The organism is Pacificoceanicola niger (assembly GCF_048553275.1).
In the GTDB taxonomy this organism is placed as follows: Bacteria; Pseudomonadota; Alphaproteobacteria; order Rhodobacterales; family Rhodobacteraceae; genus Pacificoceanicola.
The window spans coordinates 18,386-42,815 of sequence record NZ_JBLZMW010000020.1 but is presented as its reverse complement, the minus strand read 5'-3'; the positions used below and the strand labels follow the sequence as shown (position 1 = coordinate 42,815).

The 24,430-nt window shown below is 65.0% G+C and carries 20 protein-coding genes; 6 read left to right on the top strand and 14 right to left on the bottom strand.

Translation table 11 applies throughout. The features are described from left to right. Positions 1-77 precede the first annotated feature (77 nt). Both ACN2XU_RS20700 and folD read left to right on the top strand, forming a co-directional pair. A complete protein-coding gene (locus tag ACN2XU_RS20700) occupies positions 78-1,754 on the top strand; it encodes a formate--tetrahydrofolate ligase (RefSeq protein ID WP_419412253.1) in 1,677 nt (558 codons plus the stop codon). A 240-nt stretch (positions 1,755-1,994) separates the two neighbouring features. Next, complete coding sequence (gene folD, locus ACN2XU_RS20695; RefSeq protein ID WP_419412252.1) at positions 1,995-2,894, top strand: bifunctional methylenetetrahydrofolate dehydrogenase/methenyltetrahydrofolate cyclohydrolase FolD; 900 nt, start codon at positions 1,995-1,997, stop codon at positions 2,892-2,894. Between the two features lie 69 nt (positions 2,895-2,963). Here the strand turns inward: folD and ACN2XU_RS20690 are convergent, their stop codons facing one another. From ACN2XU_RS20690 to ACN2XU_RS20680, 3 genes are all read right to left on the bottom strand, one after another. After that, complete coding sequence (locus ACN2XU_RS20690) at positions 2,964-3,377, bottom strand: PaaI family thioesterase (protein WP_419412251.1); 414 nt, start codon at positions 3,375-3,377, stop codon at positions 2,964-2,966. A 36-nt stretch (positions 3,378-3,413) separates the two neighbouring features. After that, positions 3,414-4,073 carry a ligase-associated DNA damage response endonuclease PdeM gene (gene pdeM / locus ACN2XU_RS20685; RefSeq protein WP_419412297.1) on the bottom strand — a complete coding sequence of 220 codons (660 nt, stop codon included), beginning with the start codon at positions 4,071-4,073 and terminating at the stop codon, positions 3,414-3,416. A gap of 168 nt (positions 4,074-4,241) precedes the next feature. Continuing rightward, positions 4,242-6,650 carry a ligase-associated DNA damage response DEXH box helicase gene (locus ACN2XU_RS20680; protein ID WP_419412250.1) on the bottom strand — a complete coding sequence of 803 codons (2,409 nt, stop codon included), beginning with the start codon at positions 6,648-6,650 and terminating at the stop codon, positions 4,242-4,244. Between the two features lie 207 nt (positions 6,651-6,857). Here ACN2XU_RS20680 and ACN2XU_RS20675 point away from each other — a divergent pair, with 207 nt between their 5' ends. Together ACN2XU_RS20675 and ACN2XU_RS20670 are read left to right on the top strand one after the other, a co-directional pair. Continuing rightward, entirely contained in the window at positions 6,858-7,937 is a 1,080-nt protein-coding gene (locus ACN2XU_RS20675) for a CaiB/BaiF CoA transferase family protein (protein ID WP_419412249.1), read from the top strand. Further along, positions 7,934-8,608, top strand: coding sequence for a nitroreductase (locus ACN2XU_RS20670; protein WP_419412248.1), 675 nt, complete (start codon positions 7,934-7,936; stop codon positions 8,606-8,608). The genes ACN2XU_RS20675 and ACN2XU_RS20670 overlap by 4 nt, the downstream gene beginning before the upstream one ends. A gap of 3 nt (positions 8,609-8,611) precedes the next feature. Here ACN2XU_RS20670 and ACN2XU_RS20665 read toward each other — a convergent pair whose 3' ends face one another. After that, positions 8,612-9,544, bottom strand: a complete 933-nt coding sequence (locus tag ACN2XU_RS20665; RefSeq protein WP_419412247.1) for an aldo/keto reductase — start codon at positions 9,542-9,544, stop codon at positions 8,612-8,614. A 145-nt stretch (positions 9,545-9,689) separates the two neighbouring features. On the opposite strand from ACN2XU_RS20665, the gene ACN2XU_RS20660 reads away from it, so the two are divergent. After that, complete coding sequence (locus ACN2XU_RS20660) at positions 9,690-10,301, top strand: vWA domain-containing protein (RefSeq protein ID WP_419412246.1); 612 nt, start codon at positions 9,690-9,692, stop codon at positions 10,299-10,301. Between the two features lie 21 nt (positions 10,302-10,322). On the opposite strand, the gene ACN2XU_RS20655 is transcribed toward ACN2XU_RS20660, so the two are convergent. From ACN2XU_RS20655 to ACN2XU_RS20610, 10 genes are all read right to left on the bottom strand, one after another. Then, positions 10,323-11,948, bottom strand: coding sequence for a BCCT family transporter (locus ACN2XU_RS20655; protein WP_419412245.1), 1,626 nt, complete (start codon positions 11,946-11,948; stop codon positions 10,323-10,325). Between the two features lie 144 nt (positions 11,949-12,092). After that, a complete protein-coding gene (locus ACN2XU_RS20650) occupies positions 12,093-13,175 on the bottom strand; it encodes a BMP family ABC transporter substrate-binding protein (RefSeq protein WP_419412244.1) in 1,083 nt (360 codons plus the stop codon). Positions 13,176-13,218: 43 nt separating this feature from the next. Further along, positions 13,219-14,142, bottom strand: a complete 924-nt coding sequence (locus ACN2XU_RS20645) for an ABC transporter permease (protein ID WP_419412243.1) — start codon at positions 14,140-14,142, stop codon at positions 13,219-13,221. Continuing rightward, entirely contained in the window at positions 14,133-14,435 is a 303-nt protein-coding gene (locus ACN2XU_RS20640) for a hypothetical protein (protein WP_419412242.1), read from the bottom strand. The genes ACN2XU_RS20645 and ACN2XU_RS20640 overlap by 10 nt, the downstream gene beginning before the upstream one ends. Then, positions 14,435-15,520, bottom strand: a complete 1,086-nt coding sequence (locus ACN2XU_RS20635; RefSeq protein ID WP_419412241.1) for an ABC transporter permease — start codon at positions 15,518-15,520, stop codon at positions 14,435-14,437. The genes ACN2XU_RS20640 and ACN2XU_RS20635 overlap by 1 nt, the downstream gene beginning before the upstream one ends. A gap of 156 nt (positions 15,521-15,676) precedes the next feature. Continuing rightward, the gene (locus ACN2XU_RS20630) at positions 15,677-17,200 is read right to left on the bottom strand and encodes an ABC transporter ATP-binding protein (RefSeq protein ID WP_419412240.1); all 1,524 of its coding nucleotides are present in this window, start codon (positions 17,198-17,200) and stop codon (positions 15,677-15,679) included. Further along, entirely contained in the window at positions 17,167-18,117 is a 951-nt protein-coding gene (gene xdhC / locus ACN2XU_RS20625) for a xanthine dehydrogenase accessory protein XdhC (RefSeq protein WP_419412239.1), read from the bottom strand. The genes ACN2XU_RS20630 and xdhC overlap by 34 nt, the downstream gene beginning before the upstream one ends. Next, entirely contained in the window at positions 18,107-20,530 is a 2,424-nt protein-coding gene (xdhB, locus tag ACN2XU_RS20620; protein ID WP_419412238.1) for a xanthine dehydrogenase molybdopterin binding subunit, read from the bottom strand. The genes xdhC and xdhB overlap by 11 nt, the downstream gene beginning before the upstream one ends. Then, a complete protein-coding gene (gene xdhA / locus ACN2XU_RS20615) occupies positions 20,527-21,924 on the bottom strand; it encodes a xanthine dehydrogenase small subunit (RefSeq protein ID WP_419412237.1) in 1,398 nt (465 codons plus the stop codon). Before xdhA ends, xdhB begins: the two co-directional genes overlap by 4 nt. Positions 21,925-22,089: 165 nt before the next feature. Next, positions 22,090-22,722 carry a MarR family winged helix-turn-helix transcriptional regulator gene (locus tag ACN2XU_RS20610; RefSeq protein WP_419412236.1) on the bottom strand — a complete coding sequence of 211 codons (633 nt, stop codon included), beginning with the start codon at positions 22,720-22,722 and terminating at the stop codon, positions 22,090-22,092. 147 nt (positions 22,723-22,869) lie between these two features. Here ACN2XU_RS20610 and ACN2XU_RS20605 point away from each other — a divergent pair, with 147 nt between their 5' ends. Then, a complete protein-coding gene (locus ACN2XU_RS20605) occupies positions 22,870-24,360 on the top strand; it encodes an MDR family MFS transporter (protein ID WP_419412235.1) in 1,491 nt (496 codons plus the stop codon). Positions 24,361-24,430 lie beyond the last annotated feature (70 nt).

The following is a 24,430-nucleotide window of genomic DNA, read 5'->3' as shown; positions in this document are numbered from 1 at the left end:
ACAGGGATGCGGGCGGGCGGGTATGGCTGCACCTGACAGACCAAAAAAACCCTCAACCCAACGGGACTGCACGCAAGATGGCCTTCAAGACCGACATCGAAATTGCCCGCGAGGCGAACAAGCTCCCGATCCGCGAGATCGGTGAAAAACTCGGCATCGCCTTTGAGAACCTCGTGCCCTATGGCCACGACAAGGCGAAAGTGAACCAGGATTTCATCAATTCCGTGCAGGATCGTCCGAACGGCAAGCTGATCCTCGTGACCGCGATCAACCCGACCCCGGCGGGCGAGGGCAAGACCACGACCACCGTGGGCCTTGGCGACGGTCTCAACCGGATCGGCAAGAAGGCTGCCGTCTGCATCCGCGAAGCCTCGCTTGGGCCGAACTTCGGCATGAAGGGCGGCGCAGCGGGCGGCGGCAAGGCGCAGATCGTGCCGATGGAGGACATGAACCTCCACTTTACCGGCGATTTCCACGCCATCACCTCGGCGCACAACCTGCTGTCCGCGATGATCGACAACCACATCTACTGGGGCAACGAGCTGGAAATCGACGAGCGCCGCGTGACCTGGCGCCGGGTTCTGGACATGAACGACCGCGCGCTGCGCGATGTGGTGACCTCGCTCGGCGGCGTGGCCAACGGCTTCCCGCGCCAGACCGGGTTTGACATCACCGTCGCCTCCGAAGTCATGGCGATCCTGTGTCTGTCGAAAGACCTCGCCGATCTTGAAAGCCGCCTTGGCGACATGATCGTGGCCTACCGCCGCGACCGTTCGCCGATCTATTGCCGCGATATCAAGGCCGATGGCGCGATGACCGTCCTGCTCAAGGACGCGATGCAGCCCAACCTGGTGCAGACGCTGGAAAACAACCCGGCCTTCGTGCACGGCGGCCCGTTTGCCAATATCGCCCACGGCTGCAACTCCGTGATCGCCACCACGACGGCGCTCAAGCTGGCCGACTATGTTGTGACCGAAGCGGGCTTCGGCGCGGACCTCGGGGCCGAGAAGTTCATGAACATCAAGTGCCGCAAGGCGGGCCTCGCGCCGGACTGCGTGGTGCTGGTCGCCACGGTGCGCGCGATGAAGATGAACGGCGGCGTCGCCAAGGCGGACCTCGGCGGTGAAAACGTGGACGCGGTGAAGGCGGGTTGCGCCAACCTCGGCCGTCATATCGGCAACCTCAAGCAGTTCGGCGTGCCGGTGGTCGTGGCGATCAACCACTTTGTCACCGACACAGACGCGGAAATCGACGCGGTGAAAGCCTATGTCGAAAGCCAGGGCTCCGAGGCGATCCTGTCACGGCACTGGGAACTGGGCTCTGAAGGCTCCGCCGATCTGGCCACCCGGGTCGCGGAAATCGCCGACAGCGGCGCCAGCCAATTCGCGCCGCTCTATGCCGACGACATGCCGCTGTTCCAGAAGATCGAGCGCATCGCCAAGTCGATTTATCATGCGGATGAGGTTCTGGCGGATGCCAAGATCCGCAATCAGCTGAAAGAATGGGAAGATGCGGGCTTCGGCAACTTGCCGGTCTGCATGGCCAAAACCCAGTACAGCTTTACAACCGATCCCAACCGCCGGGGCGCGCCGACCGGCCACTCGGTTCCGGTCCGTGAAGTGCGCTTGTCTGCGGGTGCGGGTTTTGTCGTGGTGATCTGCGGTGAAATCATGACAATGCCGGGGCTGCCGCGGACACCGGCATCCGAGACGATCCGTCTCAACGACGAAGGGCTGATCGAAGGTCTGTTCTGAGGCAAGCGGGCCGGGATGGGCGCGGCGCTCGTCCCGGCTTTTGCAAAGCCTGCGACATCGCCCCGCCCACCATCCCGCCGGGCGCCCTTGTCCGGCGCTTCGCGGGGCGATAGGTCGGGCTAGAGTTTTGTGAAAAAAGACACCGGGTGCAATTGATCAGCACACTGCCTATCTGGCCGGTGATGATCGAGGCCGTTCATTTCCACGCGGCGGCACGCAGGGCAAGGAAGGGAAAGACGGATGACAGCGACAGTGATCGACGGAAAGGCCTTTGCCGCAGAGTTGCGCGAGAGGGTGGCGGGGCATGTGGCGCGTCTGAAGGACGAACACGGGATCACGCCGGGATTGGCGGTCGTCCTGGTCGGGCAGGACCCGGCGAGCGAGGTCTATGTGGCGGCCAAGCACCGGCAGACCGTTGAGGTCGGCATGGCGTCCTTTGAGCACAAGTTGCCGGCGGATGTCTCCGAAGCGGATCTGTTCGCCTTGATTGACAAGTTGAATGCCGACCCTGCGGTGCATGGCATCCTGTGCCAGTTTCCGGTGCCGGATCATCTTGATGAGCGCGCAGTGGTGGCGCGGATCGACCCTGCGAAGGATGTGGACGGGTTGAGTGTGGTCAATGCGGGTCTTCTGGCCAGTGGCGAGACGGGGCTGGTGTCTTGCACGCCGCTTGGTTGCCTGATGTTGCTGCGGGATCAGATCGCGTCCATGTCGGGGCTCGAGGCCGTGGTGATCGGCCGCTCGAACCTCTTTGGCAAGCCGATGGCGCAGCTTTTGCTTCAGGAAAACTGTACCGTGACCGTCGCCCATTCCCGCACCCGAGATCTTGCCGAGGTGTGCCGCCGGGCGGATATTCTTGTCGCCGCCGTGGGGCGCGCGGAGATGGTGAAGGCCGATTGGGTCAAACCCGGTGCCACGGTGATCGATGTAGGCATCACCCGCGTTCCGCACCCGGAAAGGCCGGGAAAGTCCAAGCTGCTGGGCGATGTGGACTTCGCGTCGGTGTCCGAGGTGGCCGGTGCGATCACGCCAGTGCCGGGCGGCGTCGGGCCGATGACCATCGCTTGCCTTCTGGCGAACACCATCACGGCCTGTTGCCGGGCGCACGGTCTTGCGGAGCCGGACGGCCTCACCGCCTGATCCCAAAGGCGCCCGCCCCCGCGTCTTTACGGGGGCGGCGCCCGACATGAAATCCTGCGGGACAGTGTCCTAGCCGAGGGGCACAGGCACCATCGTTCCGGTCAGAAGCGCTACCTGCTTTTCCGCGCCATCGCGCAGGGCAAATACCTCTGCGGTGACCACCACCAGGCGTCTGCCCGGTTTGACAACGCGCCCGCGCGCGATCAGGCGGTCCCCGATGGCGGGCGACAGCAGATGGATCTTGATCTCCGAGGTGACCACCTCCGAGCCCTCAGGAATCACGCTCAGCGCGGCATAGCCCGCCGCCGTGTCCCCCAGCGCAAACGTCAGCGCGGCGTGCCCAAAGCCTTGCTGTTGCGAGGTGGCGGGCGTGATCGGCGCGGAGAGGGTCACAGCGCCTTCGGCCACCGTTTCAATGCGCGCCTGCAGCGTGGTCATCATGCCCTGACGGGCGAAACTGTCGTAAATGCGGTCTATGTCCATGGCGCATTGGCGCATGGCGCGGACCGCAACGCAAGCCTAACGCGGCATCGGGATCGCCAGCGCGCGCTGGCCGGTCAGGATCGCCATGGCGCCGTCCCTCATCATGCCGCAGAGCGGCGCGCGGGTGCAGTCGAGTCCGCCGGTGTAGGCGCCAAAGGCGGGCAGGATCAATCGCGCGGAATCGACAAGGAAACACGGCCGCGACAGGCTCCGGCCACGGAGCTGCAATCGCGCCTTGGGATGGTAGTGGCCGGACACCTCGCCGATCTGGCCAGAGGCAATGTGCCGGAACTGCAGCGCGCCGATCTCCAGGCTGTCGCGATGCGTTCCGCCAAGGGCCACGGGTCCCGGATCGTGGTTGCCTTCGATCCAGGTCCAGTCGCGCCCGGCCTGCAGCCGGGTGATCCACAGGCGATCCGGCTCGGGCAGCGCCGCCTCGATCCCGGGCGCATCAAAGCTGTCGCCAAGACAGATGACCCGCCGCGCCGCGCTGGTCTCAAGGTCCGCCTCCAGCCTCAGCAGGGTCTCACGGCTATCGTAGGGCGGCAGCTGTGCGCCGCCGACCGCCGACAGCCGGGCGCTCTTGCCCAGATGGAGATCCGAAACGACCAGAAGCTCTTGCTCGGGCCAGTGCAGGGCCCCGGACGGCAGCGCGAGAAGCTGTGCGCCGTGGAAGGAAAACGCGTGGGTGTTCATGGCTTGTTCCATGCCATGCCCGGCCCCGCGCGGCAAGGGTCTGGCTTTGCTCCCGCGCGCCGGTAGGTCGCGTGGCCAGCGCCGCATCGGGCAGCTTTGCGAGCGGCGCGAGACCCCGGCGGAGGAGAGGCGCGTTGATCCGGAAGGAGCAAGCCGGGCGCCATGCGGTCATCCGACCGCCGCCAGCCCGCTTTCCTGCAAAAGCCGTGTCACGGCCTCATCCAGCAGTCGCTCGTCCGCACCGCCGTTCACCGGTACGCGCCCAGGTTCCAGGAACAGCGGCGCAGACAACGGCGAAATCCGGGTCAGCGGGACGTGGTCGATCCGCGCGCCGACCCGCTCGCACATCTCGCGGATGCGCGAGAAATCGACGAGGCCGCGCATCGCTTCCTGCCGGGTGACGCGCATCATCAGGTGTTCGGGATCGTATTTCAGCAGCGTGTCATAGAGAATGTCGGAGGACATGGTCGCCTGCCGTCCGGTCTTTTTCGTACCGCCCAGCCGCCGCTCGATAAGCCCGGCAATCGTGGCAGAGGCGCGAAAAGTCCGTTTCATCACCGCATTTCCCGCCAGCCAACCATCCAACCCGGCCTCCAGCGCTTCAATGTTGAACAGCGCGGCGGGATCTCCCACCGCGTCGAGCCCCCAGATCAGAGTGGCGTAATCGCTGCTGACAAAGCCCATGGGAGCCAGCCCCATCTCCTCCATCCGCTTGGTCAGCAAGAGGCCGAGCGTCTGCTGCGCATTGCGCCCGGCAAAGCCATAGACAACCATGTTCTGCCGCCCGTCATGGGGGAAGGTTTCGATCATCAGCCGCCCGGGCTGCGGCAAACGGCTCACCTCTGCCTGCAGGCGCAGCCAATCGGCGGTGTGCTCCGGCAGGCCGGACCAGTCGCCGGTCCGGAACATGCGCAGGATACGCTGCGAGAGCTGTGTCGAGGTGGCGAATTTGGTGCCGTTGAATACCGCGATCTTCGGCTTTTTCGCGGCATCGCGGCTGACTTCGACGATCATCTCGCGCAGCCGGTCATAGCGCACGATCTGTCCGCCGATCAGGAAAGTGTCGCCGGGAGTCAGGCTCGCGGCAAAGCTTTCCTCGACCTCGCCCAGCGGCGCGCCGCCACGCCCGCGCCAGCGCACCTTGAGCGTATCGGTGTCCTGAATGGTTCCGATGTTCTGCCGGATCCGCAGGGCAGAGCGCGGATCGCGCAACTGCCACAGCCCGTCGGGCCGCTGCAGCAGGCGCTTCCACTGGTCATAGGCCCGCAGCGCATAGCCCCCGGTGGCACAAAATTCCAGGCAATCGTCAAAGGCGGCGCGGGTGAGGCCGGCATAGGGGCCAGCGCTGCGCATCTCTTCAAACAGCGCGCCTGCCTCGAACGGCCCCGAACAGGCGGCGATCAGGATATGCTGGCACAGCACGTCCAGCGGCCCCGGCCCGCGCGGCTCACCATCGAGATCGCGCGCCCGCACCGCCTCCAGCGCCGCGACGCATTCCACCACCTCAAAGCGGTTGGCAGGGACAAGCAGCGCCTTGGACGGGGCGTTATAGCGGTGGTTCGCGCGCCCGATCCGCTGCACCAGCCGTTTCACGTTCTTCGGGGCGCCGACCTGAATGACCAGATCGACATCGCCCCAGTCGATGCCAAGATCCAGCGATCCGGTACAGACGATGGCGCGCAGCTGACCGGCCACCATCGCCGCCTCCACCTTCTCGCGCTGCGCCCGGTCGAGCGAGCCATGGTGAATGCCGATGGGCAGGGCATCCTCGTTGGCAAGCCACAGGTTGCGAAAGAAGATCTCCGCCTGTGCCCGCGTGTTGTGAAAGATCAGCGTGGTGCGGTGCTGTTTCACGGCCTCCAGCACGGCAGGAATGGCATAGGCCGCGCCGCCGCCGGACCAAGGCGGTGGGGCCTCCACCTGCAACATCGCAATGTCCGGATCGGGGCCGGGATCGGCAAGGATGATCTCGCAGGGGTCCGGATTCCGGGCGAGGAAGGACGCCAGGGCGGGCGGATCCTCCACCGTCGCCGACAGGCCGACGCGGCGCAGGCCGGGACACATCCGCTGCAGCCGCGCCAGCGCCAGCATGAGCTGATCGCCGCGCTTGCTTTCGGCCAGCGCGTGGATCTCGTCCACAACCACGCGTTTGAGCCCGGCGAACATGCGCGGCGCGTCCTCATAACTGGTCAGCAGCGCCAGCGATTCCGGTGTGGTCAAAAGGATATGCGGCGGATCGGCCCGCTGCCGCCGCTTCTGGGTATAAGACGTATCGCCCGTGCGGTCCTCCACCCGGATCGGCAGCCCTGCTTCCTCGATCGGCACCCGCAGGTTGCGCCGTATATCCGCTGCCAACGCCTTCAACGGCGAGACATAGAGCGTATGCAGCCCCGCCGCCGGCGTCTCCGCCAGGTCGACCAAAGACGGCAAGAACCCGGCCAATGTCTTGCCGCCGCCGGTTGGCGCGATCAGCAACAGCGCCGGATCGTCGGCACGCTCCAGCATCGCCTGCTGATGCGGATGCACGGACCAGCCGCGCTGATCGAACCAGGCCTGAAGCGAAGGGGGCAATGTCATAGCCCATAGATAGCGAGCCTTGAACAAAAGCAAAACGCTTTGGCCTTACCGGTCCGAAATTATCCCGGGGGATGCGCCGAAGGCGGCGGGGGCAGCGCCCCCAATCCAAAATTTTGTCCCAGCAAGATTTTTGTGTCCGGCGGCAGGCGGCGCAGACCCTTCCCATTGCGCGCAACATCCGCTTCACTGTGCGGCGGGAGGACAGTCATGCTGGGCGGTATCCGCATCATTGAATTCGAGGCGCTTGGTCCCGCGCCGTTCGCCGGTATGCTGCTTGCGGATCTGGGGGCGGAGGTCATCGTCGTGCATCGCAAGTCCGGGGGAGAGAACCCGGCGAAACAGTCCCGATCGCTGCTCGATCGGGGAAAGCGGTCCATCGCGCTCGATCTGAAATCCCCGGATGATCTGCACAGCGCCCGCGCGCTCATCCGCTCTGCCGACGGGATGACAGAAGGCCTGCGGCCCGGCGTGATGGAGCGGCTCGGCCTCGGGCCGGAGGTGGCGCATCGCCTCAATCCCCGGCTTGTCTATGGCCGTATGACCGGCTGGGGGCAGAGCGGCCCGCGGGCACAGCAGGCTGGGCACGATCTCACCTATCTGGCACTCAGCGGTGCGCTGTTCTACGCCTCCCAGGACAGCCCGCCGTTCCCTCCGCCGACGATGCTTGGGGATATCGGCGCGGGGGCTATGTACCTCGCGGTCGGCATGTTGGCGGGGCTGATGAATGCGCAGAAAACCGGCGCGGGTACGGTTGTCGATGCCGCCATTGTCGATGGGGCAAGCCACATGATGGCGCTGCTGCTCTCCATGGGGCCGCACTTCGATATCGGCGCGCGGGGGCGTTCGCTGCTCGATGGGCCGCATTGGTCGCGCTGTTACGCATGTGCCGATGGGCGGCACGTCGCGGTGCAATGCCTTGAGCCGCAATTCCATGCGCTGTTTCTTGAGACGCTCGGCCTGTCGGACGATCCCGCCTTTGCGCGGCCCTATGATCCAGAGACCTGGCCGGGGGCGACACAGGCGCTGACGGCGCATTTCGCCTCACAGCCAGCCGCGCATTGGGCCGCGCTCTTCGAGGGCAGCGATGCCTGCGTTGCGCCGGTTCTGACCCCCGACGAGGCGCGGCGCGATCCGCATATCGCGGCTCGGGGCATCTGGGGCGCGGACGGCGGTCCGGCGCCCGCGCCGCGTTTCGACACATTTGCCGTGCCGCCGCATCCGCCTCCCGCACGGGGCCAGGATGGCGCGGCGATCCTTTCCGAGCTTCATGACAAAGGCCTGCTATGACCAATTCCGACTCCGACGTTCTCGGCGCGCTGCTGCGTCGCCGCTATTCCTGCCGGGCCTATCGCGCCGATCCGGTGCCGCGTGCTGATATCGAAGCGGCATTGCGCGATGCCCAGCGGGTGCCGAGCTGGTGCAACTCCCAGCCGTGGCAGGTGCATGTCTGCGGCGCGGACGAGACCGGGCGCCTGCGCGGTGCGCTGAGCGCGCATATCAAGACCGCAAGCCACACCCCGGATATTCCGTTTCCGGAGGCCTACGAGGGTGCCTACAAGGAGCGCCGCCGCACCTGTGGCTGGCAGCTATATGATGCGGTGGGCGTGCAGAAGGGCGACCGCGAAGGCTCGGCCGCCGAGATGCGCAAGAACTTCGCCTTTTTCGGCGCGCCGCACTTCCTGCTGATCACCACGCCGAAGAAGCTCGGCCCCTATGGGGTACTGGATTGCGGCGCGTATCTTACCGCGCTGCTGCTTGCCTTCGAGGCGCGCGGCATCGCGGCGGTGCCGCAGGCCGCCGTGGCCAGCTATGCGCCTTTCATGCGGGACTGGTTCGATGTGGCTGCGGACCGCGACGTGCTTGTCGGGGCGTCCTTCGGCTATGCCGAGGCGGGCCACCCGGCCAACAGTTTCCGCACGGACCGCGCGGATCTGCCCGAGGTGGTGGACTGGCGCTGAGCATCACGCCTCTTCGAGGCGGTCCGTGGCGGGAGGCGGCGTCGGGCTGAGCGCGCTGATCTGGTCATAGAGCGCATCGTCCATCTCGAACCGGATCGCGGCGAGGGAGGGCGAGAGCTGGTCCGGTTTGCTCGCCGACAGGATCGGCACCGGCCGGGCCACATGCCGCGCCACCCAGGCTACCGCCAGTGTCGCGGGAGAGGTGCCATGATCGCGGGCGAGCGCCGCCAGATCCTTTGCGGTCTGGTGCATGCTTTCCTGCGCATAGCGCTTTTGGTACATCGCGTTCTCGGTCAGGCGACCCGCGCCCCCGCCGGCATATTTGCCGGTCAGCAGCCCGCCGCCCAGCGGCGAATAGGGCACCGGCACGATGCCTTCACCGGCGCACATCGGCAGCAGCTCGACCTCGGCTTGCCGTTTGACAAGATTGTACATCGGCTGGATCGCGTCGATGCGGGTGTCGTATTCCGCCGCGACGGCCTGTGCCTTCATCACCTGCCATGCGGCATAGTTCGACACGCCGATGCGCCGGATGATGCCTTTTTGCTGTAACTCGGCCAGCGTGCCGAAGGTTTCGGGCAGCGGCGTGTCCGGGTCCCAGCGGTGCATGTAAAGCAGGTCGATCACGTCGATCGACATCCGCGAGCGGCTCTGATCCACCGAGTCGAGGATCGCCGCGCGCGACGCTCCGCCGGAGTAGCTGGCCTTGGTCGCGATCAGGAGGTCGTCCCGCTCCTGCGCGGCAAAGCGGCCCAGAAGCCGTTCGGATTCGCCGTCCGTATAAACATGCGCGGTGTCGAAAAAGGCGATGCCCGCGGCCCGGCAGGCATCGTACATGGTGCGGCTTTCGACGGCATTTGCCTTGCCGCCAAACTGCATGGCACCAAAACAGAAGGGCAGGGGTGTTTTCCCCGAAATCGTGCTAAAGAGGCTCATGATGCGAACACTGACATGTCTTCGACGAAAAGCAAGCCTTGCCAGCGCGCGCGCCCTCGCGATGTGCGCAGCGGGTTGTGCGGCAACGGGTTTCCTGCTTTCGCCAACACCGTTGAATGCCGGTTCGGAGTGTACCCAGGACGCGATGATCGTCTTTGATGGCTCCGGCAGCATGGCCGAAATGGGCTTCAACAAGATTGACGTGCCGCGCATCATCGAAGCGCGTGAAGCCTTGCACAGTGTCTTGCCGCAGATCGCCGCGATGCGGCGGCTCGGCCTCGTGGTCTATGGTCCCGGCGGCGACGCCGAGTGCAAGAGCACGGAGCTGCATTTCGGCCCGCGCCCGGATGCCGCCCGGCCGATTTCGGCGGCGGTGGATGCCATTGATCCCACCGGCAACACGCCGCTGACCGAAGGGGTGCGGCTGGCCGCCGAAGCGCTTGAGTACCGCACGCGCGCGGGGGCTATCGTGCTGGTGACGGACGGGGACGAGACCTGTGGCGGCGCGCCGTGCCAGCTTGCCGCCGATCTGGCGGCGGAGGGGCTGGATCTTACGGTGCATGTGATCGGTTTCAAGGTCCGCAGCAGCCACTTCCGCTGGGACAGCGAGCGCGACACCGAAGCGGTGAGCAATGCCCGCTGCCTCGCGGATCGGACCGGCGGTGAATATTTCAGCGCCGAATCCGTGCAGGATCTCATCGGTGCCCTGCGCGTCACGCTCGGCTGCAATGTCTTCGGAGCGCTGACCCGTCCCTGACCAGGGTCGCGGGCGCGCGGCCTATTCGCGCTCCGTGTGGAACTCTTCGAGCTCGGGCCGCGTGCCGATGGTGATGTGGTCGATTTCCTCCATCGCAAAGCCGCGAATGAGCGACGGGATCATCATGCAGACGAGCAAGAAGATCGGAAGGCCCACGACGGTGATCACCTGTTGCAGCGCGTCGAGCCCCGCGTCCCCGGCGAGCAGGATCAGCATCGCAGCCACAAGACCTTCCGCCGCACCCCAGAACACCCGCTGACCCACCGGGCCGGGTTCGGGTGAGCCGGTGCAGAGCATGTCCACGACGAGGCTGGCCGAGTCGGAGGAGGTGGCAAAGAAGATCGCCACGATGATCACGGCAAAGCCCTGGATGAAGCTGGTGAAGGGGAAATGCTCGAAGAAGGCGAACATGGCCAGCGGGACGCTTTCCGCGACCGCCGCGCTGATCTTCCCGGCCTCTTCGCCCAACGCCGCGCGGGCGGCAGCTCCAAGCCCGTCGAATTCCATCGCCTGCCAGCCAAAGATGGCGAACCAGATCAGCGTGAACAGCGACGGCGCCATGAGCACACCGAAAACGAACTCCCGGATCGTGCGCCCGCGCGAGATGCGCGCCACAAACAGGCCGATGAACGGCGACCACGTCACGGTCCAGGCCCAGTAAAAGACGGTCCAGCCACCCTGCCAACCCCATGTATCAGTGTCCGGATTGTTGTTCGCGAGCATGTCGTTCCAGAAGGCAAGCCGGGGCAAATTGCTGAAATACAGCCCGAAGGTCTCGACGATGCCGCGCAGCAGGAAGAGCGTTGAGCCGGTGACGAGCACAAACACCATCAACGCCACGGCCATGCCGATATTGAGGTTCGAGAGCACTTTCACGCCCTTGTCCAGACCAACGACGATGGAGCCGATGGCGACGACGGTCAGCACGACAAGGATCATCACCTGCACCGTTGCGCCATCTCCTGTTCCAAAGAGCGCATCGAGGCCCGCCGCAATCTGGCTGGAACCGAGGCCGAGCGAGACGGCAACACCGAAGAGCGTGCCGAGAATGGACGCAATGTCGATCGCCTTGCCCACGGGGCCGTGAATGCCCTCGCGCAGCAGCGGATAGAAGACGGAGCTGACCCGGACGGGCAGCTCGTACCGGTTGATGAAATAGGCGAACGCCAGCCCCGGCAGCGTGAAGATCGTCCATGTGTGCAGGCCAAGGTGATAGATGGCGATCGACATGGCGTCGCGGGCGGCGGCTTCGCTGTAGGGTTCGACGCCCTGGATCGGTGGATTGGAGAAATGCGAGATCGGCTCTGCCACGCCCCAGAACATCAGCACCGTGCCGATACCCCCGGCAAAGAGCATGGTGAACCAGCTGAGGTTGGAGAACTCGGGCCGCGAGCCTTTGGGGCCAAGGCGGATATGCCCATGCCGCGACGCGGCGGCCCAGATCAGGAAACCGAGCCAGACATTGACGCCAAGAATGAAGAACCAGCCCATATTGGTGACGATCCACGCGCGCCCGGCGGCAAAGGCCGCGCCGATCTGACTGGGAAAAAAGACGAGGGCGAGAGCGAAGACCAGCGTAAAGCCCGCTGAGGCAAAGAAAATCGTCGGGTCGGTTTTCAAACCGAGCTTGCGGGCCAGCTGTTCCAAGATGTCGTCCCTCTAGTTTTTTGCAAACCAATTGGGACTCAACGGGAGGATGTGGAGTTCGTTCCGAAATACCTCAAAAAAAAATTCCAGAAACGAAAACGGGGGCCCGCGCGGAGCCCCCGTCTGTCATCAATCAGAACGCGATCAGTTCGGCACGTCTGCGGTGATGCCTTCGACGTAGAAGTTCATGCCGGCCAGTGTGCCGTCATCGGCCACTTCGCCTTCGGCAAGCCATGCGGTGCCGTCCTGCTTGTTGAGCGGACCGGTGAAGGGATGGTAGTCGCCCGACGCGATCTGCTCCTTGAGGGCGAGCGCCTCGGCCTTCACCTCTGCGGGGACGGCGTCGGTGATCTCGCCAATGCCGACCATGCCGGTGCTGATCCCGTCCCAGGTGTCCTTGCTCTCCCAGGTGCCATCCATCACCGCCTGAACGCGATCAATGTAGTAGGGCGTCCAGTTGTCGATGATCGAGGACACGCGCGGCAGGGGCGCGTATTCCGCCATGTCGGAGGCCTGACCAAAGGTGATCACGCCGCCGGCTTCCTGCGCTGCGGCCTGCGGAGCGGTGGAGTCGGTGTGCTGCAGGATCACGTCTGCGCCGTTCTCGATCAGGGCGCGGGCGGCGTCCGCTTCCTTGGCCGGATCGAACCACGTGTAGAGCCAGATGATCGAAAACTCGACATCCGGGTTCACCTTCTTGGCGTGGATATAGGCGGAGTTGATGCCGCGAATGACCTCGGGAATCGGAACCGACGCAATATAGCCGATCTTGTTGGTCTTGGTCATGGAGCCCGCGATGTGGCCCTGAATCGCACGGCCCTCATAGAAGCGCGCGGAGTAGGTACTGACGTTGTCGGCACGCTTGTAGCCGGTGGCATGTTCGAACTTCACATCCGGGAATTTCGCGGCCACGGCCATCGTCGGATCCATATAGCCGAAGGACGTCGTGAAGATGATATCCGCCCCGGTCAGCGCCATCTGGGTGATGGCGCGCTCGGCGTCGGCGCTCTCGGGCACGTTTTCCTGATAGACGGTTTTCACCTTGCCGTCGAAATGCGCTTCCATCTTCTGGCGCGCCTGATCGTGCTCGTAGGTCCAGCCGCCGTCACCCGGAGGGCCGATGTAGATGAAACCCGCGGTCAGCGGCTCGCCATGGCTTTCGGCCAGCGCGGCGCCACCAAAGGTCAGCGCCATGGCGGCGGAGGCGAGAAGGGTACGTCTGAGCATATGTAGTCTCCTGTTGGACGGTGTTTTTTGAAAGAATAGTCGATCAGCTGGACGCGTGGAAGGACCGACCAAGCGAGCCGGGCGATCCATGGGCGCCGCGCGCCGAGATAAAGACAAGCACGATGATCGTGATCAGGTAGGGCGACGCGCTGAGCAGGGCGACGGGCACATTGGCCCCGGCCGCCTGCAGGTTCAGCTGCAGCACCGTGACCCCGCCAAAGAGATAGGCCCCGATGAGCACACGGCCCGCCCGCCAGCTGGCAAAGACAACGATGGCCAGTGCGATCCATCCCGCACCCGCCGTCATGCCCTCGGTCCATTGCGGCACGCGAACAAGGCTGAGGTACGCCCCGCCGAGGCCCGCACAGGCCCCGCCGAAACCGATCGCAAGCAGGCGGACGTAGACAACCTTGTAGCCAAGCGCATGGGCGCTGTCGTGGCTTTCGCCCACCGCCCGCAGGATCAGACCGGCGCGGGTGAACTTCAGAAACGCCCAGACCGCGAGGACCAGAAGCAGGCTGACATAGATCATCACATCATGGCTGAACAGCATCTTGCCAAAGACGGGCAGATCGCTGAGCAGCGGGATGTCGAGCTTGGCCACCGGCGGCGCCTTCATGCCCTCATAGGGCTTGCCGATCAGGCTCGACAGGCCAAGGCCCACAAGCGTCAGGCCAAGCCCCGTGGCGACCTGATTGGACAGCAGGAACTGCGTCAGCACACCAAAGGCCAGCGACAGCACCGCGCCTGCGACCGCCGCCGCGACAAAGCCGAGATAGGGGTTGCCGATGGTCACGGAGACGGCAAAGCCGACCACCGCGCCGGTGATCATCATCCCCTCGACCCCGAGGTTCAGCACGCCGGATTTCTCCACGACCATCTCGCCGATGGCGGCGAGCAGGATGGGCGTCGCCGATACCATGATGGAGGCAACGAGGAGGACAGGATTGATTGAACTCAGGTCCATGGGGCCATCCATTCGTTCAAGATGAAAAATCCGACAGGCAGGCCAATACCGATGCCATAAAGACGCCTTCGCCCTTCCCGGGATACAACGGGCGCGGCGAGGTCTTCGACGAGCGTCCAGGGCCGGGCCTGTGTGGTCAACGCGCGCGCGCGCCGCGCCCACAGGTGCATTGCAAGATAACTGCCAGGAACCAGGAGTCCCAGGATCCAGTAGTCCGTAGCGATGACGGGGGCTCCGAGAATTGTGGCAATCGCGACCGCAAAGCCGATCAGGAAAAGTTTCGCATGTCGCATCACGCCACCTCTCTCTTGCCAATCCGCACACGGTAATTGGTGAACACATCCGTCGCCAGCAGGAAGAACAAGAGCATCCCCTGAAAGAGCTGGATCGACGCCCCGGGCAGGCCAAGCATGAGCTGCGCCAACTCGCCGCCGATATAGGTCAGCGCCATCAGCAGCCCGGCAAGCAGGATGCCAAAGGGGTTCAGGCGGCCAAGGAAGGCCACGATGATCGCTGTGAAGCCGTAGCCTGCGTTGAAGCTTCCGGTGATCTGCCCCGCCGGACCGGTGACCTCAAAAAGGCCGGCCATGCCCGCCAGCGTGCCGGAGATCCCAAGGCACAGCAGCACGATCCGCGCCGGATTGACGCCGGAGAACCGCGCCGCGCGGGGGGCCTCGCCGGACAGGCGAATGTTGAAACCCTGAATATGCCGCGCCATCAGAACATAGGCCGCGATCACCGCGATGAAGGCGGTCACGACACCCCAATGCATGCCCGTATCGGCAAAGATCTCCGCGTTGTAGGCGGCGTCCCACTGCTTGAAATTTCGGCTGCCGGGGAATCCCATGCCTTCGGGATTGCGCAGCAGCCCGGTGGAAACGGAAATCAGGATATTCTGTGCCACATAGACCAACATCAAGGAGACAAGGATCTCGTTGGTCCCGAACTTCGTCTTGAGCACCGCCGGGATCATGGCCCAGACCCAGCCGCCCAAAGCCCCGCACAGGATCATCAGCGGAAAGATCAGCACATTTTCGGACGGGTAAAAGGCAAGCCCCGCCCCGGCGCCAAAGATCGCGCCCATGATATATTGCCCTTCGGCCCCAATGTTCCAGATCCCTGCGCGAAACCCGATGGACAGGCCGATGGCAATCAGGATCAGCGGCCCTGCCTTGACCAGCAACTGCGGCCGCGAGAAGGCGGCGAACTGCGGGTGGAACAACGGATCCCAAAAGATCGTGCGGATCGCCTCCACCGGATCGACCCCGAGAATGGCAAACATCAGCCCGCCAACCAGCATGGTCAGCAAAACCGCGAAAAGCGGCGTTATCGCCGTCCAGAGCCGCGACGGCTGCGGGCGTTTTTCAAGCGTGATCATGCTCCGCCCTCCATCCATGCGACCATGAAGGACGGATCTGGGGATTTTACCCCGGAAGCCGCCGGGAAGGCCGCGTGCCCTCCGCGATCGCCCTTCTGGCAATTGTACCGGAATGAAACAGCGGTCCCATGGAGCGTGGCCTGCCCGTCCGGGCGCTTATGCCTCAACATGGGCCACCTCCATGTCATGTGCGCCGCCCATCATCAGGCCGATCTGTTCCATGTTCAGCTCTCCAACCGGGCGCGCGGCGGATAGCCGCCCTTCGTTCAGCGCGGCGAAGCGGTCCGATATTTCCATCAGCTCGTCCAGATCCTGACTGATCACGACGATGGCCGCGCCCTTGCCGGCAAGGTCCAGAAGCGCCTGCCGGATCGCGGCGGCGGCGGCGGCATCGACGCCCCAGGTCGGCTGGTTCACGATCAGCACATCCGGGTTTTGCAGGATCTCGCGGCCAACCACGAATTTCTGCAGGTTCCCGCCCGAGAGCGCCCGCGCGGCGGTGCCGGGACCGGGGGTGCGCACGTCGAAACGCTCGATCACCGTCTCGGCAAAGCTCTGCGCCTTGCTCCAGTTGATCAGCCCGCGTTTGACGAGGGATTCGCGCCGTGCGGCGGTCAGCACACCGTTTTCCGTCAGACTCATGTCCGGTGCGGCGGCGTGGCCAAGGCGCTCCTCCGGAGCCGACAGCAGCCCCATGTCGCGCCTGGCCACGGGACCGGCGGCGCTGATGTCATTGCCTTTCATCATCACCGTGCCCGCGCCCGATGTCCGCTCGCCCGACAGCGCCGCAAGCAGCTCGTCCTGGCCGTTGCCCGCGACCCCGCCGATGCCAAGCACTTCGCCCGCCTGCACCGCGAAATTCACATCGCGCAGCGGTGTGCCAAAAGCGCCCGGCGCAGGCAGGCTCAGCCCCTTGGCCTCCAGCAGCACCGCGCCCTTTTCGATCTCGCGCGAGACCGGCGAGGCAAAGCTGCTGCCCACCATCAGCTCGGCCAGCTCCCGCGCCGTGCTCTCGGACGGGGTGCTTTCCCCCACCTTCTTGCCCAGCCGCAGGATTGTCGCATGGTCGCAAATCGCCCGGATTTCCTCCAGCTTGTGCGAGATATAGAGGATCGAGGTGCCCTCGGCCTTCAGCTTCATCAACGTCTCGAACAGGATTTCCACCTCCTGCGGCGTCAGCACCGAAGTCGGTTCATCCATGATCAGCAGCCGCGGGTTTTGCAGCAGGCAGCGGATGATCTCCACCCTCTGCCGCTCTCCGGCGGACAGCGTCCCGACAGTGCGCGACGGATCGAGCGGCAGGCCGTAGAGTTCGGACACCTCGCGGATGCGCCGCGCCAGATCGCGCATGGGCGGCGGATTTTCCATGCCCAGCGCAACATTCTCCGCCACGTCCAGCGCGTCGAACAAAGAGAAGTGCTGAAACACCATGGCAACGCCGCTTTGCCGCGCTTCGGAGGGTTTGCCCGGGGTAAAGGCCGCCCCGTCGAGCGTCATCGTGCCTTTGTCCGGCGCCACGAGGCCATAGATCATCTTGACCAGGGTCGATTTTCCCGCGCCGTTCTCGCCGAGAAGCGCGTGGATTTCTCCCTTGCGGATGTCGAAAGACACATCGTCATTCGCCACCACACCGGGATAGGCCTTCGTCAGGCCCCGGATGCCAAGTAGGATATCTGACACGTGTCCCCGTTCCTTTTTTGCAAAGTAAGTAGCTGCGTCGCGACCCCGATGGCAATGGCGGCGGGGTGCTTGCCAAATGATTTTTGCCCAATCGGGCAGCAGATGCGTGAAATCTGTGCGTCCGCATGGCCAAGCGCGCCAAGCCGCTTGCGAAAACGCGCCCATTTGGTGTCGGAGCCGATCAAACCGCAGAACGCGAAATCATGGCTCAGGATCGCATGGCACAGGTCCAGATCGAGCGCGTGTGAATAGGTCAGGATAAGGTGCTCGGCCTCCGGCGGAGCATGCGGGACCAGCGCCGCCGGCCGCGCGGCGGGCACCGGTGTCACGGCCTCGGGGATCTCGGGCGGAAAGCGTTCGGGGCCGGTGTCGACCCATGTGATGGCGAGGTCCGGCAAGGGAGAGAGCACCTGCACCAGCGCCCGGCCCACGTGGCCCGCGCCCCAGATCCACAGCGGTCGTTGCGGCGCGGCGACCGGCTCGATCATCCAGCCATCGCGCAATTCAGGGGGCGGGCGTTGTCCTTCGCGGCGGGCCTGGGACAGCAGCGCCCCGACCGTGAAGGGCATGGCGCCGGGTCCCCGGGCAACGACGCGCCGGCCCTCCAGTGCTGCCACAGCCTCCGCATCGAACTGCTCGGTCCAGAGCGTCACCGCCCCGCCGCAGCACTGGCCCATTTCCGGGCCAAGCGCATGTCGCGTGGCGCCATGGCGATCAAACGCATGCCGCGCGGCCTCATGCTCCAGCGTACCGCCCCCGATCGTGCCGCTTTGCCCCGGGCGGGCACCTTCACGCCAGACCAGCATCGCGGCGCCAACTTCGCGCGGGGTGCTGCCCCTGACCTCGGCAACCACGACCCGTGCAACGCGGCCGTGCGCCGCCACCGCCGCCTTCAGCGCCTCCAGATCAAAGCTCACCGCGCACCCTCCGCACCGCCGCAAGGACGGCCTCGGGTGTCGCGGGCGCGTCCAGCGCCGGATACTCCGTGCCACAGGCCGCCACCGCATCGGACAGCGCCATCAGCACAGAAATCCCGTGCATGAACGGGGGCTCGCCCACCGCCTTGGAGCGATAGATCGTCTCTTCGCGATTGCGCTGGTCCCAGAGGGTCACGTTGAACTGTTCCGGGCGATCCGAACAGGCGGGGATCTTGTAGGTGGAGGGCGCATGGGTGCGCAGCCGCCCGTCCACATCCCAGACAAGCTCCTCCGTGGTCAGCCAGCCCGCGCCCTGCACAAAGCCGCCCTCGATCTGACCCCGATCCAGCGCCGGGTTCAGCGAGGTGCCGCAATCATGCACGATGTCGGTGCGCAGGATGCGATACTCGCCGGTCAGCGTGTCAATCACCACTTCCGAGCAGCTGACACCATAGGCAAAATAGAAGAACGGCCGCCCCTGGCCCTTCACGGAATCCCAGCTCAGCCTGGGCGTCTTGTAAAAGCCGGTCGAGGACAGGCTCACCCGGGCCTCGTAACAGAGCTTCGCCGCCTCGTCGAAGGGGATCTTGTTGCCGCCGACCTGCACGATGCCATCGGCAAAAACGACGTCCCCGGCGGTGTCGTCGTAAAGCTTGGCCAGATGCTCGGCCATGCGTCCCCGAATGGTATCACAGGCGGCCTTGACCGCCATGCCATTCAGATCCGAGCCCGAGGAGGCCGCCGTCGCGGAGGTGTTGGGCACCTTGGCCGTATCCGTCGCGGTGATCTTCACCCTGTCCATATCGACGCCGAATGCACATGCGGCGACCTGCGCCACCTTCTGGAACAACCCCTGTCCCATCTCCGTGCCACCGTGGTTCATGGCGATGCTGCCGTCCTGATAGACATGCACCAGCGCCCCGGCCTGGTTGAGATGCGTCAGCGTAAAGGAAATCCCGAACTTCACCGGCGTCAGGGCGATCCCGCGCTTGAGCACCGGGTTGGCGGCGTTCCACTCCGCCACCGCCGCCCGCCGCGCCGCGTATTCACAACCCTCCGAAAGGGCCTCGGTCATCTCGTGCAGGATGAAATCCGTGACCGGCTGACCGTAGGGTGTGGTTTGAACGTCTTTGGGCGGCACCGTTGGCTTGCCGTCCGGAACGGCCTCCGCTGCCCCGCGCGAGGTCAGATCAACGTCCGTCCCGTCCTGGTTCTTCTCTGGTAAAATATCCCGGGGGGAGTCCGCAGGACGGGGGGCTGGCCCCCCCTCTGCCCGTGCCGCATAGTAATTCGCCTGCCGGACCTTCAGTGGGTCCTTGCCAAGCGCATGCGCCACGTGATCCATCACCCGCTCGATCCCCAGCATCCCCTGCGGACCGCCAAAACCACGATAGGCCGTGGCGCTCTGGGTGTTGGTTTTCAGCCTGTGGCTCTCGATCCGGATATTCTCCAGAAGATAGGCATTGTCCGAATGCAGCATCGCCCGGTCCGCCACCGGATGCGACAGATCCTGCGCCCAGCCACAGCGCGCCAGTTGCAGGAATTCCACCCCGGTCAGCCGCCCGTCATCGTCGAAACCGGCGGTGTACTCGATGCGGAAATCGTGGCGCTTGCCGGTGATCATGAAGTCATCGTCGCGGTCATAGCGCATCTTGGCCGACCGGCCCGTCGCCGCCGCGACCACGGCACAGGCAATGGCCAGCGCGTTGCCCTGGCTCTCCTTGCCGCCGAAACCGCCGCCCATGCGCCGGGTCTCGACGCGCACGGCGTGCATCGGCAGGTGCAGGGCGTGGGCGACCTTGTGCTGGATCTCGGTCGGATGCTGGGTCGAGCTATGCACCAGCATGTCGCCGCCTTCCTGCGGCACCGCCATCGCGGCCTGTCCTTCGAGGTAGAAGTGCTCCTGACCGCCCATGACGATCACCCCTTCGATGGAATGCGGCGCCGTGTCGATGGCCTCGCCCGCATCGCCCTTTTCCCAGATCCGCGGATCGCCGAAGGAGGCCCCGGCTTCCATCGCCTCGGGAATGGTCAGGATCGCATCGCGCGACTGGTACTCGATCTTCGCCAGCCGTGCCGCCTTGCGCGCGGCCAGATGCGAGGTCGCGGCAACGAGAAAGACCGGCTGGCCGAGATAGCGGATGGTGCTGCCGGACAGCATCGGCTCGTCATGCGCCGAGGGCGAGCAGTCGCAATCCGACGGCAGATCAGACGCCTGCCACACACGCACCACGCCGGGCGCGGTGCGCACCGGCTCAAGGTCGATTGCGGTGATCCGCCCCGCAGCGATCTGCGACAGCCCGAAGGCCAGATGCAGCGTCCCGCTCGTTGCCGGAATGTCGTCGATATACCGGGCCGCGCCGGTGACGTGCAGACGCGCGGCATCATGGGGCAGGGGCTTTCCGACAGTCATGCCCGCACCTCCAGAACATTGGCGCGCGCCCCGAAATCCTCCAGAAGGCAGCGCGACAGCATGTTGCGCGCGCAGGTCAGGCGATAATCGGCGCTGGCACGCATGTCGCTCAGGGGCACGAAATCCTCCTCCCAGGCATCCCAGGCGGCGGCCAGCGTGTCATCGGTCCAGGGCTTGCCGGTAATCGCGGCCTCCACGGTGCTGGCCCGTTTGGGCGTGCCCGCCATGCCGCCGAAGGCGATGCGCGCGCTTGTGACAGTGCCGTTCTCCACATGGATGTTGAAGGCGCCGCAAACCGCCGAGATGTCCTGATCAAAGCGCTTGGACAGCTTGTAGACCTTCAGCCGGTCCGGCTGTTTCGGGATTGTTACGGCCTCGACAATCTCGCCGGGATGGCGGTCCTGCTTGCCATAGTCGATGTAGAATGCCTCCAATGGCATCTCCCGCACCGTGTCGCGATAGCGCAGGTGCAGCGTCGCCCCAAGTGCGATGAGCGCAGGCGGATTGTCCCCGATCGGGGAGCCATTGGCGATGTTGCCGCCAATCGTCGCCGCGCCCCGCACCTGTGTCGAGCCATAACGGCGGATCATCTCGGCATAGCTGGGGAATTGCGTTTTCATCAACGCATGAACCCGGTCCATGGTGACGCCGGCCCCGATGCGATACCCGTCGCCGGTTTCTTCGATCTGTTGCAACGCGCTGCAGCGGTTCAAGAAGATGACCGTATCAAGATCGCGCAGCTGCTTGGTGACCCAGAGGCCCACATCCGTCGCCCCCGCGATCAGCGTGGCCTCCGGAAGGCGGGCGGCAAGCTCGGCGAGGTCCTCCAGCGTTTCGGGCGCGTGAACCCCGGGAGGCTGACTGCCTCCCGGACCCTCCGTGAGTATTTCCGAAGAGAAGAAGTCCCGGTCGCGGATCAGGTGTTCCGGCACCGGCTCGGAGGCGGCGGCCTCGGCCGCGCGGATGATCGGCGCATAGCCGGTACACCGGCACAGGTTCCCGGCCAGCGCGTCGTCGTGGCCGGTGTCGCCATTCAGATGCGCGGTGGCCATGGAGCAGATGAAGCCAGGCGTGCAAAAGCCGCATTGCGCGCCATGGTGCGCGATCATCGCCTCCTGCACCGGATGAAGCGTGCCATCCGGCGTGGCCAGCCCCTCGACCGTGCGCACCGCTTTGCCGTGCAGTTGCGGCAGGAACAGGATGCAGGCGTTGAGCGCCTTTGCCCCCTGCGCGTCCTGCACCATTACCGTGCAAGCGCCGCAATCGCCTTCATTGCAGCCCTCCTTGGTGCCCGTCAGGCCGCGGGTTTCGCGCAGCCAGTCCAGAAGCGTGACCGTCGGGGTCACGTCGTCCAGATCAACGCTCTCTCCGTTGAGAAGAAAGGTGATTTTCATAGTGAAAGCCTGCCGCCTTACCAATTCATCCCCGTTCGCCGGGTGTGCGCCCTCGATGCGGCGTAGAAAGCGCACGGTACCCTTGTCGGCTCAGGCTAGGCGGGGCGTGCGGCGTATGGCAAGGAAAAAATGTTCAGCAAATGAGCAGATTTGCAGCCTTGCCTGCTAATTGAGCGCCTGTTTGGCGGGCTTTTTTGTTGGCTCTTGGGCAGGGTCCAGCAGCGTGTCACGCAGCTTTGCCACCTCATCGGAGACAGGTCCCGTGGGGCTGGCGGCGCGTTCGGACCATGCGCTGAAACGCTCCAGCAGCGGCAGGAAGGTTGCGATCTCTTCGCGGGTCCAATCCTTCAGGTAGGATCCGAGCACGAGAAACTTGTAGTGGCGCACCGCCTCCACGACGCTGATTCCCGCCGGGGTCAGGGCCAGAACGGCGCGCCGGGCGTCCTTCTGGCTGATGTCGCGGTAGAGGTAGCCGCGCCTGATCAACTCCGACGTGATCCGGCTGGCGCGTGAGGGGTCGATGTTGAGCCGGGTGGCCACGGTCGACACCATGGTCTCGCACTCCGGTTCGTTGCGGAATTCACTGGCCGGGGCACGCACCGCCATCAGCACGTCAAGCTGTGCCAGATCGACCGGCAGACCCAGATCGGTCAGCGCTTGATGGCCCAGCTCGCGCTTGATCACCTTGCGGCGCCACCGCTGCAGGATCGCATCCACGTCGAACGCGGCCTCTCCGGTCTCGGCGTCAATTCCGGCGTCCTGCAATTTGCGTTTCAGGTCTTCGTCGCGCTCGCCCATGATGTCCTTTCATGACTCTCACAAATACGTGCTATTGACATATAAATGTCCTCAGCACATTTTACAACAAACGCGTGACGATGCAAATACCCCTGCCGCGGTGCCTTTTTCGGCGCGCGTTGCGCACTGCCAGTTTCAGGATACCTCATGTCGTTCGCCGAACCCGATACCGCCTATTCCGAACAGCCTGACCCGGCGGTGATCCGGGTCGTGTTGGCCGCCATCGCGGCGACACTGCTTTTTGCCTCGCTGGGCCAGACCATCGTCTCCACGGCGCTGCCGACCATGGTGGCGGATCTTGGCGGCATGGATCACCTGACCTGGGTGATCACCGCCTACCTGCTCGCCTCCACCATCGCCGCGCCGGTGGCCGGCAAGCTCGGGGACATGTTCGGGCGCAAGGCCGTGCTGCAATGGGGCATCATCGTCTTTGTCATCGGCGCCGTGGTCTGCGGCACCGCCACCAACATGGGGCTGGTGATTGCGGGGCGCGCGATTCAGGGCGCCGGGGCGGGCGCGCTCATCGTCACGTCCATGGCCACGGTCGGCGATCTGCTCCCGGCGCGGCAGCGCGGTATGGCGCAGGGCATCCTCGGTGCCGCCTTCGGGATTTCCACCGTCATCGGCCCGCTTCTGGGCGGGATGATCGTCGAGACGATCGGCTGGCACTGGATCTTCTTCGTCAACCTCCCCGTGGGTTTGCTTGCCTTCGTGGTGCTGGGCTATGCGCTGCCGCGCCGGTCCGAGCGGCCGGAGGCAAGCCTCGACTACCTTGGTGCCGCGTTGTTGACCACGCTGCTTGCGGCCATCGTTCTGGTGCCGAACGCGGGCGGGCTGGAACAGTCCATCGGCCTGGGGATCGCCGGCGTGCTGGCGCTCATTGGCTTTGTCTGGGCCGAGCGCCGCGCGCAGGCGCCGATCCTGCCCATGAGCCTCTTCGTCAATAACACCTTTGTCGTTGTCAACGTCGTCGGCTTCCTCGTCGGCATGGCGATGTTTGCCACGATCACCTTCCTGCCGCTGTTCCTGCAGGTGGTCAAAGGCGTCTCGCCCACCAACTCCGGTCTGTTCCTCGTGCCGATGATGGCGGGATTGCTGAGCGCGTCCATGGGCGCGGGCAAGGTCATGTCCGTAACCGGCCGCTACAAGCTGCTGCCGATCCTCTCCACAGGGCTTCTGGCGCTGGCCATGGCACTGATGGCGACCATTACGCAGGACAGCCCGCTTTGGCTCATTGCCGGGACCATGGTCCTTGTGGGACTGGGCCTTGGTCCGGTGTTCTCCATCGGCGTTGCCGCGATCCAGAACGCCATCCCGATGTCGATGATGGGTGTCGGCACCGCCTCGGCCAACATGTTCCGACTGATCGGCGGGGCGCTGGGCACGGCGTTCTTCGGGGCGGTCTTTACCGCCGGACTGGCGGGGAACCTTGCCGGGGTGCTGCCGAACGCGGGGCAGGGCGGGTTGCGCTCGCTTGGCGCCGAGCAGGTGCAGGGACTCTCGCCCGAGGATCAGTTGCGGGTCATGCAGGGCTTTTCCGAAGCGCTGCACCCGATCTTCTGGATTGCCGCCGGGGCGGCACTGCTGGCCTGCCTGGCCTCCACTCGCCTGCGCGAATTGCCGCTCGACAGCGTCTGACAACTCCCCCTCTGTCCGGCGCTCTGCCTGCGGCAAATGACGGCCCCCGCTGGTCCTCGGCGGGGGCCGG

Bases quoted from the DNA above. Each gene is read 5' to 3' on its own strand.
- ACN2XU_RS20700 (WP_419412253.1), top strand. From the start codon at position 78: ATGGCCTTCAAGACCGACATCGAAATTGCCCGCGAGGCGAACAAGCTC.
- pdeM (WP_419412297.1), bottom strand. From the start codon at position 4,073: ATGAACACCCACGCGTTTTCCTTCCACGGCGCACAGCTTCTCGCGCTG.
- ACN2XU_RS20670 (WP_419412248.1), top strand. From the start codon at position 7,934: ATGACCAATTCCGACTCCGACGTTCTCGGCGCGCTGCTGCGTCGCCGC.
- ACN2XU_RS20675 (WP_419412249.1), top strand. From the start codon at position 6,858: ATGCTGGGCGGTATCCGCATCATTGAATTCGAGGCGCTTGGTCCCGCG.
- folD (WP_419412252.1), top strand. From the start codon at position 1,995: ATGACAGCGACAGTGATCGACGGAAAGGCCTTTGCCGCAGAGTTGCGC.
- ACN2XU_RS20640 (WP_419412242.1), bottom strand. From the start codon at position 14,435: ATGCGACATGCGAAACTTTTCCTGATCGGCTTTGCGGTCGCGATTGCC.
- ACN2XU_RS20635 (WP_419412241.1), bottom strand. From the start codon at position 15,520: ATGATCACGCTTGAAAAACGCCCGCAGCCGTCGCGGCTCTGGACGGCG.
- ACN2XU_RS20645 (WP_419412243.1), bottom strand. From the start codon at position 14,142: ATGGACCTGAGTTCAATCAATCCTGTCCTCCTCGTTGCCTCCATCATG.
- ACN2XU_RS20665 (WP_419412247.1), bottom strand. From the start codon at position 9,544: ATGAGCCTCTTTAGCACGATTTCGGGGAAAACACCCCTGCCCTTCTGT.
- xdhB (WP_419412238.1), bottom strand. From the start codon at position 20,530: ATGACTGTCGGAAAGCCCCTGCCCCATGATGCCGCGCGTCTGCACGTC.
- ACN2XU_RS20690 (WP_419412251.1), bottom strand. From the start codon at position 3,377: ATGGACATAGACCGCATTTACGACAGTTTCGCCCGTCAGGGCATGATG.
- ACN2XU_RS20650 (WP_419412244.1), bottom strand. From the start codon at position 13,175: ATGCTCAGACGTACCCTTCTCGCCTCCGCCGCCATGGCGCTGACCTTT.
- ACN2XU_RS20680 (WP_419412250.1), bottom strand. From the start codon at position 6,650: ATGACATTGCCCCCTTCGCTTCAGGCCTGGTTCGATCAGCGCGGCTGG.
- ACN2XU_RS20660 (WP_419412246.1), top strand. From the start codon at position 9,690: ATGATCGTCTTTGATGGCTCCGGCAGCATGGCCGAAATGGGCTTCAAC.
- ACN2XU_RS20610 (WP_419412236.1), bottom strand. From the start codon at position 22,722: ATGGGCGAGCGCGACGAAGACCTGAAACGCAAATTGCAGGACGCCGGA.
- ACN2XU_RS20605 (WP_419412235.1), top strand. From the start codon at position 22,870: ATGTCGTTCGCCGAACCCGATACCGCCTATTCCGAACAGCCTGACCCG.
- xdhA (WP_419412237.1), bottom strand. From the start codon at position 21,924: ATGAAAATCACCTTTCTTCTCAACGGAGAGAGCGTTGATCTGGACGAC.